Source organism: Dyella sp. 2RAB6 (genome assembly GCF_052115385.1).
GTDB lineage: Bacteria > Pseudomonadota > Gammaproteobacteria > Xanthomonadales > Rhodanobacteraceae > Dyella_D.
Window position 1 is genome coordinate 682,183 of the sequence record NZ_JBFRGP010000001.1, and the last position, 17,060, is coordinate 699,242.

The window sequence follows — 17,060 nt, forward strand, 5'->3', positions numbered from 1 at the left end:
CGAGGAAGAGAAGGCAGCGCAGAAGAAGCGACTGGACCGGATCCGCGGCCTTGTTGAGAAAGCTGTCGCTGGAATTGGGGACGCCGATGGGGAAGGGTAATCGCGGCCTCCGCTTCCCCAGCATCGCTGCGGCGCCGCCGGCGATCCGAGCCGCGGTCGAGGCACAAGGCAAGGCCGCGCCGCGCGAGGTGGAAAGCAAGCGGCGCGCGTCGAAATACAACAACCACCCCAAGACGGTGGACGGGATCCGCTTCGATTCGAAGAAGGAGGCCCGCTACTACGAGCAGCTCAAGATCCGCATCGCCACGGGCGAGGTGCGCTACTTCCTGATGCAGGTGCCGCTGCGGCTGCCCGGCGGAACCAAGTACGTCGTCGATTTTCTCGTGTTCTTCACCGACCCGGATCGCGCGCCGGAATACGTCGACGTGAAGGGCGTCCAGACCAAGCTGTTCCGCGTCAAGAAGCGCGAGATCGAACACCAGTTTCCCATCCAAATTCTCGTCATGTGAGGACCCCATGAGCCAAGAAAGCATCCAGACAATCCCGCTCGACCAGCTGCACGCCTCGGGCATCAACGTTCGTAAAACCGGCGAGATGCCGTTCGCCGACTTGGTGGCATCCATCGCAATCCACGGCCTCCTGCAGAACCTCCTGGTCGCCAAAGGCGAAGCCATGGGCAACGGCGGCGCCGGCGGGTACCTAGTGGTGGCGGGTGGTCGCCGATTGCGTGCCATCCGCGAATTGGAGAAATCGGGGAAGCTGCCGGATAGCCTGCAGGAAGGTGTCCCGTGCAAGGTGGTTCCCCGTGCGGGCGCACATGAGGTGAGCCTGGTCGAGAACGTGGTGCGAGCTGCAATGCATCCGGCCGACGAGTTCGACGCGTTCGCTAAGCTGGCCAACGAAGGGGCCGGCTGCACCGTTGGAGAGATTGCCGCCAGGTTCGGCAAGTCTGAACTGTATGTCCGGCAGCGCCTGAAGCTGGCGAACGTCGACAGCGAGCTTCTGCAGATCTACCGCACCGGCAAGATGGACCTCGAGCAGGTGATGGCTCTGGCGCTCACCGACGATCACGAGGTGCAGAAGCGGGTCTGGAAGCAAGCCAAACACGAATGGCAGCGAAATCCCGATAGCCTCCGCGAGGCCATTACGCAGCAGGAACTGGCGATCGATTCGACGCTGGGCAAGTTCGTCGGCATCGAGGCGTACGAGCGCGCGGGCGGCATCGTGCGAAGGGACCTCTTCGCGGAAGAAGGCGAGGCTTACCTAACCGACACCGCGCTGGTCCAGCGGATCGCCGCCGAGAAGCTCGAACGCACCGTCGAGAAGATCAAGAAGGAGGGCTGGCTATGGGTTGAGGCGCGGCCCAGTTTCGACTACTCGGACGAGCGTGCCTTCGGTCGTGCGGAGTCCAGTTGGAAGGGCAGCAAGCAGACGTGGACTGACGAACAGAAGGCGACTGCTGGCGCCATTGTCACCGTCTCCCATAACGGGCAGGCCGAGGTCAAGCGCGGCTTCGTTCGGCCCGAGGATCGGAAGGCCGCAGCGAAGGCTGGCGCTTCGGTTGCGGGCGGGCGCGAGCCGAAGAAGGCGAAGAAGCCGGGCGAGATGTCATTCGCCGCGGTGCAGCGCCTGCAGGCGGAAGCTGGCAACATCGTCGCTGGCGAGTTGCAGAACAAACCGTCGATCGCGCTGGCGCTACTCGCCGCGGAACTCGCTCTGCGCATCTTCTACAACGATTCCGGCAACTTTCGCACGTGGATCCACATCCATCGCGAAGCGTCCGGTCGGATGCCTGGGAACATCGCGCAGATCAGCGGCCGCGCGTCGTCCTCGAAGAGGATGGAAGCTGTCTACAAGGACTGGCAGGCCAAGCTGCCAAAGAAGCGTTCCGAGGCCCGAGCTTGGATCCTGGCACAGGACCGCGGCGTTGTGGACAAGCTGCTTGCATATCTCATCGCCCGCGAGCTCGACGTTGTCGACATCTTCCAGCAGCGTTCCGGCAGCGAGGCAGCTGAACTGGCTGCGGCCGCTCAGGTGAAACTGGGGGATCACTGGAAGCCATCGGATGAATGGCTGGCATCCCTGCCCAAGGCAGTGATCCTAGCGATGGCCACCGAGGCCGGCGCCGGGAAGATCGCGCTGGCGCAGCTCGCCAAGGCCCCAAAGGCGAAGCTGCCGCAGCTGGCGCTTTCCGTATTCCCGGAAGGCTGGGTGCCGAAGCCGTTGCGTGCGCCGCCGGTTGCGAAAGCCAGCAAAGGCTCCGTCAAAAAGGTAGCCCGGAAGCGGGCCGGCGCCGAGGCCGTCGCATGAACCGCGTGCGATCGTGCCGCCTCTGCGGCTGCACCGACGCCCGGGCGTGCCCGGGCGGCTGCAGCTGGGCAGGCGAGCGTCTTTGCAGCGCTTGCGTTCCGTCGGCCGACGATACGTTCACCTGCCTGCACCTGGTTTCCGACACCGACCACATTACCGAAGACCAGGTGCTCAGCTGGAGCGCCGACCAGCGCGCCGATGCATTCGACTGGGCAATGTCGTTGCACTACCGCGCCAGCGACAACGACGTCGAGGTGCCGGCGCGGCCTAGCTTCACGCTCAAGGTGGCTTCGGCGTGAGCAGGAAGCAGGCCAGGATCTGGACGGCGCTCGACGACCAGGTCCTGCGCGCATTGCACAGCGGTGGCCACGGTGTGAGCTATATCGCCAAGTTCATGGTCAGCTGCAAGAAGTCGATCCACCGCAGGGCGCGCGAGCTCGGGCTGGCCTTCGACGAGACCCATCGATGGACGCCGGCGGAGAACGCCATTCTCCGTGCGCGGTACCCGGACGAGCCAACGGCCGATCTAGCGCGAGAGCTCGGCCTCCCGGTCGGCAAGGTGCATGCGCGCGCCAAGAAGTTGGGGCTCTACAAGAGCGATGTCTTCCGCGCCAGTGACAAGGCAGGGAGGATCCAGCGCGGCCGCACCGACCCGCGGTTCTCGGCGGGTCAGTTCAAGAAGGGACATGCGCCGGCAAACAAGGGGCTTCGCCGTCCGGGGTGGTCGGTGGGCAGGATGGCGGAGACCCAGTTCAAGAAGGGGCGCCCTGCGAGCGAGTCTCGCAATTACGTGCCGATCGGTACCGAAAAGGTCGACCCGAAGCGCAGGGTGCTGATGCGCAAGGTTACAGACGACCCGAGCATCTTTCCGGTAAAGCGCTGGCGCCCTGTGCACGTGATGGTCTGGGAAGGCGTGCACGGCGCAGTGCCCTTTGGGCACATCGTGATCTTCAAGCCTGGCCAGAAAACGTACGTTGCGGCCGAAATCACCATTGATCGGCTCGAGCTCGTATCCCTCGCCGAGAACATGCGACGAAACACCGTCCACAACTTACCCAAGGACCTCGCGAGGGTCGTTCAACTTCGCGGCGCGTTGGTGCGCCAGATCAGGAGGCGAGAGAAACAACATGGCAACGATTGACGAACTGCGCGATCACCTTTTCGCGACAATCAAGGCGCTGCGGGATCCGGCCAATCCGATGGAATTGGACCGCGCCAAGACCATCGCCGAAGTGTCCCAGGTGGTCATCAACTCAGCCAAAGTCGAGGTCGAGGCAATGCGCGTCACGGGCGGCATCAGCGCGACGGGGTTCCTCCCCACGGCCGCCAAGACGATCACCAGCGGTGACGGTAGTGCTTCCGAGTCGCCGATCGATCGCGCCCGGGCTCAACGTCAGATCATGCGCGAGAAGGCGTAGGCGTGAAGCGCGAGAAGAGATTCGAGAGCGAAGAGGCGCTTTGCGAAGCCTTCGCAAGCTGGGCGCGTGGCCAGGGCTTTACCGTTTACGCGGAGACCGCGGGGTGGGACATGCTGCTAGTGACCGACAATGGCCTGCAGCTCGGCATCGAAGCGAAGTTGGCGCTGAACCTGAAGGTCATCAGCCAGGCTCTGGGCAGCCTGTACTCGTGCGTCAGCGTCGGCCCGGACTTCCGCGGCATCCTGGTGCCTGCCGGCGACCCAGCCGTAAATGCAGTGCTGGCGCACTGCGGCATCAGCGTCTTCAGCCCCAGCATTCGCCGCGGCGGCAATTGGGATTTCCAGCGGGAGGGGCACTACGAGTTCGAGCTGCACGATTGGAACCCGATCCGCCGGTGCGACCTGCCTGAGTACGTGCCAGACGTCCCGGCAGGCGTTCCCGCGCCGCGGACGCTCAGTCCCTGGAAGGTGGGCGCGTTGCGCGTGCTGGCGCTGCTCGAGCTGCATGGCTTCGTGACGCGCGATGACGTCCGCCGCTGCAGAAACGACCCGCGCCGCTGGTGCGCCAGCGATGGTTGGCTTTCCCCCCTGGGTAATGGACGCTGGGGCCCCGGGACGGCGCCGCGCTTTGACCAGCAGCACCCCGACGTATACGCGCAGATCCTCGCCGAAGCGCGCGCCAAGGAAGCGTCCACCCGATGAAGAACTCACTGTTGAAGCGGCGCAAGCCGCTGCTGGCGCGCGTGCCGATGAAGGCTTACACCAGGTTGGCCAGCAGCAAGCCCATGAAGACCTACAAGGCGCTGCGGCGCCGCGCGCACAGCACGGCCCCGCCGACGGCGCTGGATCTGGCGCGCTTCAGCCTGATGCGCGAGCACGGCTGCATCGCCTGCATGATGAACCGGAAGCGGGGCATTGCTACGGCCACGTTCAACCGGCGCGATCTCGAGATCCACCACCTGCTAAGCGGCGGCGTGCGGATCGGCCACCACGCCGTCGTCTGCCTGTGCCACTACCACCACCAGGGCAAGCGCCTGCCGTTCCTGGAGCAGGGATACAAGGCGCAGGCCGCGATCTTCGGGCCCAGCCTGGAGCGCGAACCTCGCGTGTTCCGCGCCATGTACGGCGATGACGATGCGCTGCTGGCGTATCAGGTCGCCGTGCTGAAGGAACAGTTGCATGCCTAAGCGACGACCAGCCGCCGCGATTTACCCGAAGAGGGCGAAGCCGGTAGATGGGTGGCCGAGGGTGCCGCCGGCACCGGCGTTCGAGAGACCGCGGCCGCCGGCACCGCCGCGCAGGCTGACGCCTTTCGTTGATAACGGCCGCGAGGCTCTCGAGGTGCTGGCGCGCCTGGCCGGCGGCACGACGTTCAAGAACGCGGACAGCACCCGGGCATCTCGGATCAGCCTTGGTACCGACGACGTCGCGCATGCGCTCGGTCGCGTCCGAGACCCTCTGGACCAGCGGCTGGCGCTGGCAATGGCCTGCCAAACCGTGGCCGAATGGCAGGCAATCCAGGACCTGGCCGCCACGCCGCTTCTGGCGGATCTGCAGGGCAACCTCAAGACGCGAAAGATGGTCGCCGGCCCCAGTCGCTTCCGCGCACGACTGCTTCTGCACATCGTCTTCCACGACCTGGCGCTACTGCGTGCGCCCCAGCCGTGGGCGGATGGCGCCAAGGTGTTGCGCATGCGGCGGCAGGACTACCAGACGCTGTACGAAGCGGTACGCGGCTTCATCATGACGAGGGCCGGCGCCGCTGCGCACGAAGCCTGCCGCGTGCTGTTCGGGAAATAGGCTGCACGCGCGGCACACGTGCGCGCACGTGCGTACATGTGCGGCGTGTTGTGCATGTGGTTTGACAGGGGACTGCACGACCGCTTAGAAATCCCACCGTCAACAAGTCCCACCGTGAAAAGCCCTGGCGCCCGCGCCGGGGCTTTTTCTTTGGGTCGCTGACCTGCTGCGGGGGCTAAACGCGCGCACCTTCGGGTGAGTCGGCTCGTCGAGAGACGATCCTCGCGCAGTGGCGACAACCCAAAGGGCCTTCCCCGGCCCGCGACTACACGATCACACACGCGCCGCTCGTCTGCCGCAGCCCATTCATTTACGCCGCGCGCGATTCCGCCGCACTTACAGGGACTCCAGATGGACGGACAGACCGCGCTCGCGCAGGACGTCGCTTCGGCGGCCAAGAGATTCACGCCCGTCGCCGGCTTCATCGCAGCCAAATTCAGCGGCCTGGACCTGCAGGCGCTGTCGAACTGGGCAAGCATCGCCGCCAACGTCGCCGCCGCCACCTATGCGATCACGCAGATCGTGCTGCTGATCCGCAAGACCCGCCGAGAGAAAAAGGCATGAACAGCAACACCGGCAAGTTAGCAGCTGGCGCGGTCGCTTCTGTCCTGGCAGTGGCCGCAGCGATCATCAAGCCCTGGGAGGGCAAGCGGAACGAGCCCTACGAAGACGCGGTCGGTGTGCTGACCGTGTGCTTCGGCCACACCGGTACCGAAATCGAGCCGCGAAAGTACTCCGACGAGGAGTGCAACGAGCTGCTCAAGGGCGACATGGCGGCGGCCAACGGCGCAGTGCGCGCCTGCATTCGAAGCCCCATGAACATCAACCAGGAGGCAGCCCTAACCAGCGCCGTCTTCAACCTGGGAAACGGAGTGGTGTGCGGGTCGACGCTGGCGCGATACGCCAACGCTGGCAATTGGGCAGCTGCCTGCCGTGAGCTGACCGATGCCAAGAACGCGGAAGGCGAGAAGCTCGGTTGGTCATACGCCGACGGCCAGTTCTTGCCTGGTTTGCGCCGGCGCCGATTTGCGGAGCGCGCGGTCTGCGAAAGGGAACCACCGAAATGACCGACTGGGGCAACAACCTGGTGCGGACGGTGCTCGCCTGCGTTGTGGGGTTCGCGCTCGGGCTTCTAGTCGAGCACCACTGGCGCGCCGGCAAGGACGCGGTGGCCGCAGCCAAGGTCGCCGACGGCCAGGTGCTGGCGATCGAGGCCAGCGTGAAGAGCCAGGCCGCGAAGCTGCAGCAGCAGCTGGCAGCCGAACAAGAACGCAGCGCGTTGCTGCTGGCGGACCAGCGCGCACGTGCGCGCGCGACGTCGGCGCTCCGCTTGGAGATTACCGATGCCGTCTTTATCTCGCCGCCGGACGCTCGCGGTTGCACTGACCCTGTTGGCAGCCCTCAGTTCGAGCAGCTGTACGAGGCAGCCCGTAAGGCTGGTAGAAACCCCGCGCCTGCCGGATCCGCCGCCGCCCGCTGAGTGCACGCGTGCTGCCTTCGAGGCTTTTGCTCCCGAGCTGAGCGGCCTGCCGCCGCGCTGGAAGGAACTCAGTGCCGATGACCGGGCCCGCGCCCTGCTGACCAACAAGGCAGATGACGGCCAGCAATACGAAGACCTGCGCGTCCAGGCGATTCGCTGCGGCCGCTGAGGAATGAACATGCCCATCCTTGAAATCCAGACCCTCGCCGGCAACGTGCGAACCGCAGCCAAGGCGCTCGAGATCGCTAACCGCCGGGTTGAGGAATGCACCGCGGCGCTCGATCGCGCAGAAGAAGAGCGCGGCAACGCCGCGAAGCGCCTTCGTGCCGCCGAAATGAAGCTGGTCGAAGAGGCGAAGGCCAGTCGCGACCCGTACGAGCACATGCGCCAGGCTGCCACCTGACATTTCCGAACATGGCGAAGAGGACCACTACCAAGCCGGCGAAGAAGCCGGCCAGGGCGAAGAAGACAGCCGCGCGCAAGCCCCAGCAGGCCCGAAAGCCGTCCCGCGAGGACCTGTTCGTCCTGGAATACATGAAGGACTTGAACGGGCGTCAGGCGGCGATGCGCGCTGGGTACAGCCCCCAGTCCGCGCGCCAGACGGCCAGCGACCTGCTGGCCGAGCCCAGGGTGCAGGAGAAGGTCCAGAAGGCGATGGACGAGCGTGCGGCACGCACCCAGGTTGAGGCCGACCAGGTGGTGTCGCGGCTCTGGGGCATCGCCACCGCTGACGCACGCGACCTGATCGAACTGCACCGCAGCTGCTGCAGGTACTGCTGGGGCAAGGAACATTTCTACCAGTGGACACCGCAGGAACTCCGCACGGCCAAGCTGGACTACCAGCGCGAGGTGGCGGTCGCCAACGAGCAGCAGCTGAAGCTGCTGCGTGCGCCGGACGAGACTGGCGGGATCGGCTTCGATCCTAGGCGAGACCCAAATCCGGCGTGCCCAGAGTGCTTCGGCGATGGGGTTGAGCGCGTAGTGCCGAAGGACACGCGCGACCTTCCGCCGGCGGCCCGCCTGCTTTACGCCGGCGTGAAGACCACCCAGCATGGCCTGGAAATCAAGACGCATGACCAGCTTGGCGCGCTCCGCGACGTGGGCCGGCATCACGGCATCTTCAAGGACAAGGTCGAGGTCACTGGCAAGAACGGCGGACCGCTGAAGCACGCGCATCAGACCGTGCAGGACATCCTCGCCGACATTGACGGTGCTGGCACGGGGCTGCCGGCCCATGACCGCCGAGATTGATCCGGGGGATAGGGAGCGGCTCAAGGAGCTGTTGAGCGATCGCTGGTGGCGTCTCACACACCTCTACTACATCGTCGATAAGAACGGCGACGTGGTGCTGTTCAAGCCCAATTCGGTGCAGGTGCTATTCCTGCAGGGCTTCCACAACCGAAACATGGTGCTGAAGAGCCGTCAGCACGGCATCACGACGCTGGCCGCGGTCCTGGCACTGGACACCGCACTGTTCCGCAGCAACACCACCTGCGGCTTGGTCATGCATAAGCAGGATGACGCCGAGAAGGTGTTCGTCGGCAAGATCCTGTACGCCTACGACAGGTTGCCGGAGTGGCTGAAGGCCTCGAGGCGGATCGTCCGGCGCGACATGACGGGCGAACTGGAGCTTTCGAACGGTTCGAAGATCTTCGTTTCGCTGTCCCATCGCTCCGGCACGCTGCAGTTCCTGCACGTGTCCGAGTACGGCCCGATGTGCGCGTTCTTCCCGCTGCGCGCTTCGGAGGTGAAGAGCGGCGCCCTGAACACTGTGGCGCCGGACGCCATCGTGACGATCGAGAGCACGGCGCACGGGCGCATCGGTGATTACTACCGCATGTGCAAGCGGGCGATGGAGCTCGACAAGATGGTCGCGGCCGGTACGGCCAAGCTCAGCAAGCTCGACTACAAGTTCCACTTCTTCGCCTGGTACCAGGATCCGATCAACGAGCTGGACGCAGACGGCGTGCCAATCGCGCCGGACCTGGTGGAGTACTTCCAACGGTTAGAGGACGAGCACAAGGTAGTGCTCTGCGCAAGGAAGCGCGCCTGGTACGCCAAGAAGTCGGAAGAGCAGGGCGACAAGATGAAGCAGGAGCATCCCTCAACACCGGAGGAAGCGTTCGAGCAGGCGATCGAGGGTGCGTACTTCGCTAAGGAGATGGGCAAGGCCTTGCGCGAAGGCCGCGTGCTGGACCTGCCGATCATTCCCGGCGTGCCGGTGAACACCTTTTGGGATATCGGCATGTCGGACACGACCGACATCTGGTTCCACCAGCAGATCGGTCCGTGGCACCACTTCGTCGACTACTACAGCAACAGCGGCGAGCAGGCGGACCACTACGCGAAGGTGCTGCGAGACCGCGGCTACGCCTACGGCAGGCACTACCTGCCACATGACGGCGTGAACACCGACTGGTCTGGCACCGGCAACCTGACGCGCCTGCAGGTGCTGCAGAAGCTGCTGCCGGGAAAGGTCGAACTGGTCGAGCGCATCGACAACAAGCAGGACGCCATCGACATGGCCCGTCAGTCCCTGGCGCGCTGTCGATTCGATCGCACGCGCTGCGGCGAAAACCCACCGGGTTCGGGCCATGGCGGCCTGCCTGGCCTCATGAGTTACCGCAAGGCCTGGAACGAGAAGCTGAGCGTTTGGCACGACTACCCGCTGCACGACTGGGCGAGCAACACGGCCGACGCCTTCATGCAGTTCGCCCAGGGCTTCCCCCTCAACGGCGTCAACGACGCCGACACCCGTGACCGCCGGCGCCGCGAGCGCAAGGGCAGTTGGAGGACGAATTGAACGACTTCACCCACACCACCGACGTCATCGCGCCGCCGGTGGATATGAACATCCGCCGCATGCCCTTTGACGGGTACCTGCCGCCGATGCCGAAGTTCAGCGTACTGGCCATCCACATCCGGACTGCGCTGTATGGCTGGCACAGTCCGATCGTGCAGGGCATGGTCGACCGCAACGCCATGGCGAAGCAGATGGAGCAAGCCGGGGTGTTCGTATGAGCTTTCGCACGCCTGACGGGCTGGTGCTGAAGCACGGGCTGGACCATCGGCAGGATGCCGAGCGGATCACCACGCGGCACAGCTTTGTAGGCAAGAAGGGTGACCTGCTGGTCGAGCTTCACTTCGGCGACTTCAACACCGGTCATGGGCGCCAGGCCGCGCTGAAGATCTTCAGCCGACGGCTGCAGGACAACGCCGTCTACATACCGCTCTCCGAGCTTTGGAAGTTCACGGAGGCCGACGCGCTTCATGTGCTGGTGCCGATCCTGGCGAAGCAGATCTACGGCTTCGTGACAAAGGATGACCAGTACCGCGTGCTCGATGCCATCGTCGACTACCTCGGGGACCTGCGTAAGTCGCCCCCCGACCCGTCGCTCAGTGATCGGTCGCTGGATCGCTTCCTGGAGAGCTGCGCCGACGAAGGCGTGGATTTCTTCGTCGACGTGAACGGAAAGCGCGTGGTGGGCTGACATGATCGGCATCGAGAACGTCTCCAGCAGCAACGCCGGCGATACCTTCGCGGCGAACATCGGGCAGGGCGACGCGCCGTCGGACGCGGCGCCGCATCCGCTGGCGACGGAGGCCGCGCTGCGCGAGCTGCGCCGCTTCGAAGAGTGGTGGTACGAGGCGCGCGACGCGCATGCCACCAATCGCCGCGAGCAGATGATCGATGCGGACTACTACGACTGCGACCAGTGGCGGCTCGACGAGGCGGCCATTCTCATGGAGCGTGGCCAAGCGCCGCTGACCTTCCCCCTGGTCAAGCAGATGTGCGACTGGGTCATCGGCACGGAACGCCGCACGCGCATCGACTGGAACGTGCTCCCGCGCAAGGACTCCGACGTCGAGGTCGCGGGCGTAAAGCGCGACGTGCTGAAGTTCATAAGCGACGTGAATGGCGCCGGCTGGGAGCGCAGCCGGCAGTTCGCCGACCAGATCAAGGTGGGCGTGGGCTGGACGGAAGAGTGCTACAACAACGACCAGTTCGAGGAGCCTGTGACCGTTCGGCATCAGGACTGGAAGGGCATCTGGTGGGATCCGTACAGCCGCAGCAACGTCCTGCGCGATTGTCGGTACCTGAAGCGCGCGAAGTGGCTGGACCTCGACTACGCCATCGCCATGTGCCCGGACCGGGCCATGGAATTGAGCGCGAAGGCAGTAGACACGCTCGACCCCATGCTCGAATCGCTCGAGCTCGAAGCCAGCCTGCCGCAGATGTTCTACTCGAGCCCGCTGTCGACTCAGCACATGGGAGCGTCCGCGTTCGGGCTGTTCGGGTCGAGCTCTATTTCGCGACGCGCCAGGCGCCGCGTGCTGGCGATCGAAACGTGGTACCGCCGCGCGGTCAACAGCCAGATCATGCTGGGTGATTCGACCGACGAAGCGGCCTTGGGCCTGCGCAACAAGGTCTTCGACTCGCAGAATCCCATCCATGTGCGGGCGAAGGACTCGGGCGCTGTTTCGCTGGTCGACAGCGTCAGCGAGGAGATGTGGTTCGCGATCTGGACGCCAGGTCTGCTCCTGAAGCACCAGCGCAGCCCGTACAAGCACCGGAAGTTCCCCTTCACACCTGCGTGGTGCTTCCGCCGTCACCGCGACGGCATGCCGTACGGCCTGATCCGCCCTGCGCGCGACAGCCAGGACGAGTACAACAAACGCCGGAGCAAAATCCTGTTCGACCTCAGCACCAACCGCGTGATCTACGAGACCGACGCGATGGACGAGGCCGACGAGAACCGGAACTTGGAAGAGGCGAAGCGACCCGATGGCGAGATTCGCCTCAAGTCTGGCGCGCTGGGCAACAACAAGTTCCGGATCGACCGCGCGACCGACGCGATCAACGGGCAGATCCAGATGCTCGAGGAGTCGCGAAACAACGTCTTCGAGGCCAGCGGTGTCACCCGGGAAAACACCGGGCAGAGCACGGGCGACCAGTCCGGCCGCGCCATCCTGGCCAAGCAGCAGCAGGGCAGCGTGACCACCGCGGAGCCGTTCGACAACTTCCGCCAAGCGATTCAGGAGAGCGGCCAGAAGACGCTCAGCAACTGCGAGCAGTTCCTCAGCCTGCCGAAGATCATCCGCATCGCCGGCCCGGACGGTGCAGCGAAGTGGGTGAAGATCAACGAGCCGGTGTTCGACCCGCTGACGGGCGGAGTGACATGGGACAACGACATCACCGCCAGCGAAGCCGACTTCGTCGTCGACGAGACGGACTATCGCGAAACGGTCCGCATGGCGATGGCCGAGTCGCTGTTCGAACTGATCGGCCGCCTGCCTCCGGACATCGCCATGGCGCTGCTCGACATGGCGGTCGACCTGACCGACCTGCCGAACAAGCAGGCGATGGTCAACCGGATCCGTCAGATCACCGGCCAAACCGCGCCAGGCCAGGAGGATTCGCCCGAAGCGCAGGAGGCGCAGCAGGCCAAGGCGGACGCCCAGCAGCAGCAACAGGACCTGGCCAACAGGAAGGCCGAGGCCGACATCGGCCTCACGCAGGCCAAGACCACGGCCACGACGGCAAAGGCCCAGCTCGACTCGACGAACGCCCAGCGCGCCGCCGTGCAGGGGAAGGGCGATGCCATGGAGACCGCCGGCATGGTGCACGCCGCACCGAATGTCGCACCAGCTGCTGATCGCATCTGGGACCCGGCGGCGGCGCTCCCGCAGTACCCCGATAACTACGTCCCACTCTCGCGATAACGAGGCAACGCATGTCCGACGACAAGAACCCGCAGCCGGCACACGAGATCGACGGTGGCACCCCCACCGATCGTGAAGCGCACCTGGCCGCACAGCTCCTTACCATCGGCGAAAACCCGCAGGTGGACCCCGACGCTGCGCCGGCGGCTGGTGCCGATGCCGGGGCTGCCGGCGCGCTGCCCGCCGCAGTTCCGGCCGCTGCCGCAGCGGCAGCGGCTGCACCGGCTCCCGCTCCCGCGGATGCTCCGGCGCCCGCGCCCGCGCCGGCCGCCGCTGCGCCGGCCTCTGCCGATGCTCCAGCCGCAGCCACGCCGCCCGCGGAAGCTCCCCCGCCGGCGGCGTCGGCGCCCGCACCGGCTGCGCCGCCTCCGTTGCCGGAGCGTCCTGTGCCGCCGAAGGACTTCGACGCGGAATTCGAGAAGCTGCAGAAGCAATACGACGACGGGGACATCGATACCGCGGCGTACAACCGCCAATTCCGCGAACTGACCGGCGACGAGGCGGCATTCAAAGCCCGTGTCACGATCCACGACGAGACGGTGAAGAACCAGACCGCGTCCGCGGTGGCCGAATTCAACCGTGCCGCGTCGACCTGGGAGAAGGACAACGCGGACTTCCTGGCCAACCCCTTGCGCCGTGACGCCATGCAGAAGGCGATCGCGCTGATCGACCAGGAGACGGGTTATACGCTGGCGCCGACGGACCTGCTCGCACGGGCCGAGACACAGGCCTTCGAAGCCTTCAACTACAAGCGCCCGGGCCAGGGCCAGCCCAAGCCGACCGCCGAGGAAGCCATCGCCGCCGCCACCGCGGCGCGCGCACCGGCGCCGGCGCCCGCGACGCTGGCCAGCGCGCCGGCGGCCGCGCCCATCGAATCGAATAACGGCAGTGCCTTCGCCGAGCTCGACAGCAAGGACATCAGCGACCTGGAAGATCACCTGGCCCGCATGTCGGCTGCCCAGCGAGATGCGTATCTGCGCGACGCGCCCGGCGCCAACTCGACTCTGCGTGACTCGGCCGACAAGGAGTGACCGGTTAGATGGCCGTATTCCTAGACTTCGATCAAGGCGATACGCTTCTGATCGGCGCCGGCACCAAGGTGGTGTTCGAGCGCAAGAGCGGGCGGCGAACCCGCGTGCGGATCGAAAGCACGCAGGACGTCCAACGTGTCGCGGCCGGTGATCCGGTGCCGGATAGCGCCAGGCAGGCGCCGTATCAGCAGGAGTCGGCCAAAGGCCGCGGCGAGATGCCGCTGCCGTCGTCGCAGAGGCGGATGCCCTCGCAGGGCTGAGCCAAATCAACCACGCAAGAGCGTGGCCAAGTTACCCGGCGCATGAGTGCCTTTCATCCCTCAGAGGAATGCACTCATGTCTCAGACCGTCATTGGCTTGAACAACCCCATCGCCGTGAAGCGTTGGTCGGCCACCATGTTCACCGACGTGGCCAAGGAGTCCTACTGGGGCTCGCGCTTCATGTCCAAGAGCCAGGATGCCCCGGTGCCGATCCAGGTGCTGACCGAGCTCGAGAACGACGCCGGCGACACCATCACCTACGACTTGTTCGCCCAGCTCACCCAGAAGCCGACCTACGGCGACGACACGCTGCGCGGCAAGGAAGAGAAGCTCAAGAACTACTCGGACAAGATCCAGATCGACCAGGTGCGTTGCGGCGTGAATGCCGGCGGCCGCATGACGCGCAAGCGCACGCTGCACGACCTGCGCATGATCGCGCGCAAGAAGATGACCGAATGGTGGGCGCGCTGGGGCGACGAGATCCAGTTCATCTACGCGTCGGGCGCCCGCGGCATCAACGACGATTTCATCGAGGATGCCGACTACAACGGCTTCGCCGGCAATGACCTCCTGGCGCCGGACAGCGATCACATCCTGTTCGGTGGCGACGCCACCAGCTTCAACACCATCAGCAACAACGACACCTTCACCCTCGAGCTGATCGATCGCGCCGTCACGAAGGCGAACACGATGGGCGGTGGCTCGAACGGCAAGGTGAAGATCAACCCGATCCGCATCAACGGCGAGAATCGGTTCGTGATCGTGATGCACTCCTTCCAGGAGCACGACCTGCGTACCAAGGCCGCCGGCACCATGACCTGGGCCGACATCCAGAAGGCCGCCGCTGCCGCGCAAGGCCAGGGCAACCCGATCTTCATGGGCACCCTGGGTATGTACCGCGGCGCCATCCTGCACAGCCACCAGTCGGCCATCCGTTTCGCCAATGCGGGCGTCGACCAGCTGCAGCCCTCCGCGCGTGCGCTGTTCCTGGGGTCGCAGGCCCTCGTGAATGCCTACGGCTCGCCCGGCAGCGGCCTGCGCTACGACTGGCACGAGGAGACCGAGGACCGCGGCAACCAGGTGGTGATCAGCTCCAGCACCATCCTCGGCGTGAAGAAGTGCCGCTTCAACAACCGCGACTTCGGCGTGCTGTCGCTCGATACCTACGCCAAGGATCCGAACTAACGGATCTAGCGCCGGGGCGCCCAAGGGCGCCCCGGGCTTCGCCCGCTTCGTCTCCATTCTCGAGGACACCGCAATGACCCAGTACAACAACCCCAAGATGGTGGCCGGCATCACCGCCGAGGCTTCCGGTGCCGTCTACATCGACCGCCAGGTGACGCAGCTCGCCGATCCGGTCTCGTTCCCGCATGCCCTGCAGGTCGGCGACCAGGTGCAGGTTGGCATCATCCCCGCCGGCCACGTCATGTTGCCGTACTTGTCGGTGGTCAATATCCCGAAGATCGACACCAACGCGGCGGCCACGGGCACCTACAACCTCGGGACCGATGCCACGCCGAATCTCTTCGGTGCGGCCATCAACGCGGGCCAGGTGAAGAAGGCCGCACTGACCGGCCTGGACGTGGTGGGGGACCCGGAAGAAGACACGGCGATCTACATCACGGTGACCGCGGCGAATGCCACTCAGGTGGCGACCGGCCGCATCGTTCTCGACGTGGCGATGCGCGCCTGGCGCTCCGAGACGGACGCCTCGATTTCCGCGCTCTGATTCCACCACGAGAAGGCCGGTTCGCCGGCCTTCTCCCATTATTGCGAGGCACCATGAAGATCGCTTCCAAGATCCACCCGCGCGACGGCAAACCGCGCACGCATGTCGTCCATGGCACGACGTACAAGTTCGCGCCCACGCAGGACCGCAATGGCGAAATCCATTTCGTCGCCGACGTCGCCAATCCCGACCACGGCGCGCTGTTCATGCGTAATGGCAGCTTCTACCACTTCGACGACGACCTGCAGGTGCCCCCGCTGACGCGGATCGCACCGCCGGCGCCGGCCGCTCCGCCCAGCCCGCCCGCGCCGGCGGCGGACAGCACGTCCAATCCGCTGCTGACCCAGTTTGACCAGGCAGTGCTCGACGAGGCCGGCGCGCTGGTTGCCGGCTCCATGACCACGATCGGCACCGCCATCGGCTCGGTCAGCGGGGCGCCCGTCGTGCTCGCCGCCCTGGCCATCGAAAAGGCGAAGGAATCGCCGCGCAAGTCCGTGCTCGAGCTGCTGGAGAAGACCGTCGATGGCCTGCGGGCCGCCGGCCTGCTGAGCGACAAGCCGTGAACCTCAAGGGGCTGCGCGACGCGTGCAGGCAGATGCTGGACGACCAGGTGTCGCCCTACCTCTGGTCGGACGACACGCTGACCCGCTTCCTCAACAACGCTGTGCGCGAGGTGTGCTTTCGCGCGCGCATGCTCCGCGCGGATCAGCGCAGCTCGCCGTCGCTCTGCCAGATCACGGTCGATCCCAGCGCACAGGGCAGGTTCCTGCTTGACACCACCATCATCGCTGTCCGAGGTGCATCGCTGTCGGATGGCGATCACCCGCTCTGGGCGGTGTCCAGCCACGACATGGACGACCGCGAACCCGGCTGGGATGCCGGGCGCATCGAGACAGGCCGTCCCTACTACATGGTGATGGACCTGGAGCAGAAAGGTGTGCAGCTCTGGCCCATCCCGCCGGCTGGGATGACGGTCACTGTCCTGCTCCGCGCCTGGCGTATTCCCGTCGCCACCGAGTTCATGAAGCTGGATGAAGACGAGCCAGTGGTCATGCTTCCGGATCCGGAAGAGCTGAAGCACTGGGTGGCACACGAGGCGTACCTCATCAAGGACGCCGACACCTACGACCCAGCGTCGGCCGATCGCCACCTCGGTTACTTCGAGGCGCGCTTCGGCGCGCGCCCCAGCTTTCACGAAATGGCGCGCTGGGCGGACAGCCCGCCGCGCCGTCGCCGCACGCACATGTTCTAACGCCACGCCCACGCAAGAGCGTGGCGGATCCCTTTCGGCGCATGAGTGCCGCCCCT

Annotated in this window: 23 protein-coding genes; all 23 read left to right on the forward strand. The window is 65.5% G+C overall.

What is annotated here, in order from left to right; genetic code table 11:
• The first annotated feature begins 50 nt into the window (after positions 1 to 50).
• The 23 genes from AB4083_RS03090 (at position 51) to AB4083_RS03200 (ending at position 17,004) form a co-directional block, all read left to right on the forward strand.
• Entirely contained in the window at positions 51 to 509 is a 459-nt protein-coding gene (locus AB4083_RS03090) for a DUF1064 domain-containing protein (protein WP_441606278.1), read from the forward strand.
• A 7-nt stretch (positions 510 to 516) separates the two neighbouring features.
• Positions 517 to 2,310, forward strand: a complete 1,794-nt coding sequence (locus tag AB4083_RS03095; RefSeq protein ID WP_441606279.1) for a ParB/RepB/Spo0J family partition protein — start codon at positions 517 to 519, stop codon at positions 2,308 to 2,310.
• Entirely contained in the window at positions 2,307 to 2,609 is a 303-nt protein-coding gene (locus AB4083_RS03100; RefSeq protein ID WP_441606280.1) for a hypothetical protein, read from the forward strand. The genes AB4083_RS03095 and AB4083_RS03100 overlap by 4 nt, the downstream gene beginning before the upstream one ends.
• Positions 2,606 to 3,451, forward strand: a complete 846-nt coding sequence (locus tag AB4083_RS03105) for an HNH endonuclease (RefSeq protein ID WP_441606281.1) — start codon at positions 2,606 to 2,608, stop codon at positions 3,449 to 3,451. The genes AB4083_RS03100 and AB4083_RS03105 overlap by 4 nt, the downstream gene beginning before the upstream one ends.
• The gene (locus tag AB4083_RS03110; RefSeq protein ID WP_441606282.1) at positions 3,438 to 3,728 is read left to right on the forward strand and encodes a hypothetical protein; all 291 of its coding nucleotides are present in this window, start codon (positions 3,438 to 3,440) and stop codon (positions 3,726 to 3,728) included. The genes AB4083_RS03105 and AB4083_RS03110 overlap by 14 nt, the downstream gene beginning before the upstream one ends.
• A gap of 2 nt (positions 3,729 to 3,730) precedes the next feature.
• Positions 3,731 to 4,429, forward strand: coding sequence for a hypothetical protein (locus tag AB4083_RS03115; protein WP_441606283.1), 699 nt, complete (start codon positions 3,731 to 3,733; stop codon positions 4,427 to 4,429).
• Positions 4,426 to 4,914: a Ref family recombination enhancement nuclease gene (locus AB4083_RS03120; protein WP_441606284.1), complete on the forward strand. Its 489-nt coding sequence runs from the start codon at positions 4,426 to 4,428 to the stop codon at positions 4,912 to 4,914. The genes AB4083_RS03115 and AB4083_RS03120 overlap by 4 nt, the downstream gene beginning before the upstream one ends.
• Before the next feature lie 154 nt (positions 4,915 to 5,068).
• Positions 5,069 to 5,527 (forward strand): hypothetical protein, encoded by a 459-nt coding sequence (locus tag AB4083_RS03125; RefSeq protein WP_441606285.1) that lies wholly within the window; start codon positions 5,069 to 5,071, stop codon positions 5,525 to 5,527.
• Between the two features lie 351 nt (positions 5,528 to 5,878).
• Complete coding sequence (locus AB4083_RS03130) at positions 5,879 to 6,091, forward strand: hypothetical protein (protein ID WP_441606286.1); 213 nt, start codon at positions 5,879 to 5,881, stop codon at positions 6,089 to 6,091.
• Entirely contained in the window at positions 6,088 to 6,594 is a 507-nt protein-coding gene (locus AB4083_RS03135) for a lysozyme (protein ID WP_441606287.1), read from the forward strand. Before AB4083_RS03130 ends, AB4083_RS03135 begins: the two co-directional genes overlap by 4 nt.
• Positions 6,591 to 7,007: a hypothetical protein gene (locus tag AB4083_RS03140; protein ID WP_441606288.1), complete on the forward strand. Its 417-nt coding sequence runs from the start codon at positions 6,591 to 6,593 to the stop codon at positions 7,005 to 7,007. Before AB4083_RS03135 ends, AB4083_RS03140 begins: the two co-directional genes overlap by 4 nt.
• 178 nt (positions 7,008 to 7,185) lie before the next feature.
• Positions 7,186 to 7,410, forward strand: coding sequence for a hypothetical protein (locus tag AB4083_RS03145; RefSeq protein WP_441606289.1), 225 nt, complete (start codon positions 7,186 to 7,188; stop codon positions 7,408 to 7,410).
• Positions 7,411 to 7,421: 11 nt separating this feature from the next.
• Complete coding sequence (locus AB4083_RS03150) at positions 7,422 to 8,258, forward strand: terminase small subunit (RefSeq protein WP_441606290.1); 837 nt, start codon at positions 7,422 to 7,424, stop codon at positions 8,256 to 8,258.
• Positions 8,218 to 9,810 (forward strand): DNA packaging protein, encoded by a 1,593-nt coding sequence (locus tag AB4083_RS03155; protein ID WP_441606470.1) that lies wholly within the window; start codon positions 8,218 to 8,220, stop codon positions 9,808 to 9,810. Before AB4083_RS03150 ends, AB4083_RS03155 begins: the two co-directional genes overlap by 41 nt.
• The gene (locus AB4083_RS03160; RefSeq protein ID WP_441606291.1) at positions 9,807 to 10,028 is read left to right on the forward strand and encodes a hypothetical protein; all 222 of its coding nucleotides are present in this window, start codon (positions 9,807 to 9,809) and stop codon (positions 10,026 to 10,028) included. The genes AB4083_RS03155 and AB4083_RS03160 overlap by 4 nt, the downstream gene beginning before the upstream one ends.
• Complete coding sequence (locus tag AB4083_RS03165; RefSeq protein ID WP_441606292.1) at positions 10,025 to 10,498, forward strand: hypothetical protein; 474 nt, start codon at positions 10,025 to 10,027, stop codon at positions 10,496 to 10,498. The genes AB4083_RS03160 and AB4083_RS03165 overlap by 4 nt, the downstream gene beginning before the upstream one ends.
• Before the next feature lies 1 nt (position 10,499).
• On the forward strand, positions 10,500 to 12,731 hold the full coding sequence (locus AB4083_RS03170) for a portal protein (protein WP_441606293.1): 2,232 nt from the start codon (positions 10,500 to 10,502) through the stop codon (positions 12,729 to 12,731).
• An 11-nt stretch (positions 12,732 to 12,742) separates the two neighbouring features.
• Positions 12,743 to 13,762, forward strand: a complete 1,020-nt coding sequence (locus tag AB4083_RS03175; protein ID WP_441606294.1) for a hypothetical protein — start codon at positions 12,743 to 12,745, stop codon at positions 13,760 to 13,762.
• 8 nt (positions 13,763 to 13,770) lie between these two features.
• A complete protein-coding gene (locus AB4083_RS03180; RefSeq protein WP_441606295.1) occupies positions 13,771 to 14,022 on the forward strand; it encodes a hypothetical protein in 252 nt (83 codons plus the stop codon).
• 76 nt (positions 14,023 to 14,098) lie between these two features.
• Complete coding sequence (locus tag AB4083_RS03185) at positions 14,099 to 15,208, forward strand: N4-gp56 family major capsid protein (RefSeq protein ID WP_441606296.1); 1,110 nt, start codon at positions 14,099 to 14,101, stop codon at positions 15,206 to 15,208.
• A 73-nt stretch (positions 15,209 to 15,281) separates the two neighbouring features.
• Positions 15,282 to 15,752: a hypothetical protein gene (locus tag AB4083_RS03190; protein WP_441606297.1), complete on the forward strand. Its 471-nt coding sequence runs from the start codon at positions 15,282 to 15,284 to the stop codon at positions 15,750 to 15,752.
• Between the two features lie 53 nt (positions 15,753 to 15,805).
• Positions 15,806 to 16,315 (forward strand): hypothetical protein, encoded by a 510-nt coding sequence (locus tag AB4083_RS03195; protein ID WP_441606298.1) that lies wholly within the window; start codon positions 15,806 to 15,808, stop codon positions 16,313 to 16,315.
• Complete coding sequence (locus tag AB4083_RS03200; RefSeq protein WP_441606299.1) at positions 16,312 to 17,004, forward strand: phage adaptor protein; 693 nt, start codon at positions 16,312 to 16,314, stop codon at positions 17,002 to 17,004. The genes AB4083_RS03195 and AB4083_RS03200 overlap by 4 nt, the downstream gene beginning before the upstream one ends.
• Positions 17,005 to 17,060 lie beyond the last annotated feature (56 nt).

Coding starts and splice junctions, on each gene's coding strand:
- AB4083_RS03140 (WP_441606288.1), top strand. CDS start 6,591: ATGACCGACTGGGGCAACAACCTGGTGCGGACGGTGCTCGCCTGCGTT.
- AB4083_RS03175 (WP_441606294.1), top strand. CDS start 12,743: ATGTCCGACGACAAGAACCCGCAGCCGGCACACGAGATCGACGGTGGC.
- AB4083_RS03130 (WP_441606286.1), top strand. CDS start 5,879: ATGGACGGACAGACCGCGCTCGCGCAGGACGTCGCTTCGGCGGCCAAG.
- AB4083_RS03095 (WP_441606279.1), top strand. CDS start 517: ATGAGCCAAGAAAGCATCCAGACAATCCCGCTCGACCAGCTGCACGCC.
- AB4083_RS03165 (WP_441606292.1), top strand. CDS start 10,025: ATGAGCTTTCGCACGCCTGACGGGCTGGTGCTGAAGCACGGGCTGGAC.
- AB4083_RS03150 (WP_441606290.1), top strand. CDS start 7,422: ATGGCGAAGAGGACCACTACCAAGCCGGCGAAGAAGCCGGCCAGGGCG.
- AB4083_RS03195 (WP_441606298.1), top strand. CDS start 15,806: ATGAAGATCGCTTCCAAGATCCACCCGCGCGACGGCAAACCGCGCACG.
- AB4083_RS03185 (WP_441606296.1), top strand. CDS start 14,099: ATGTCTCAGACCGTCATTGGCTTGAACAACCCCATCGCCGTGAAGCGT.
- AB4083_RS03135 (WP_441606287.1), top strand. CDS start 6,088: ATGAACAGCAACACCGGCAAGTTAGCAGCTGGCGCGGTCGCTTCTGTC.
- AB4083_RS03190 (WP_441606297.1), top strand. CDS start 15,282: ATGACCCAGTACAACAACCCCAAGATGGTGGCCGGCATCACCGCCGAG.
- AB4083_RS03145 (WP_441606289.1), top strand. CDS start 7,186: ATGCCCATCCTTGAAATCCAGACCCTCGCCGGCAACGTGCGAACCGCA.
- AB4083_RS03120 (WP_441606284.1), top strand. CDS start 4,426: ATGAAGAACTCACTGTTGAAGCGGCGCAAGCCGCTGCTGGCGCGCGTG.
- AB4083_RS03110 (WP_441606282.1), top strand. CDS start 3,438: ATGGCAACGATTGACGAACTGCGCGATCACCTTTTCGCGACAATCAAG.
- AB4083_RS03180 (WP_441606295.1), top strand. CDS start 13,771: ATGGCCGTATTCCTAGACTTCGATCAAGGCGATACGCTTCTGATCGGC.
- AB4083_RS03170 (WP_441606293.1), top strand. CDS start 10,500: ATGATCGGCATCGAGAACGTCTCCAGCAGCAACGCCGGCGATACCTTC.
- AB4083_RS03100 (WP_441606280.1), top strand. CDS start 2,307: ATGAACCGCGTGCGATCGTGCCGCCTCTGCGGCTGCACCGACGCCCGG.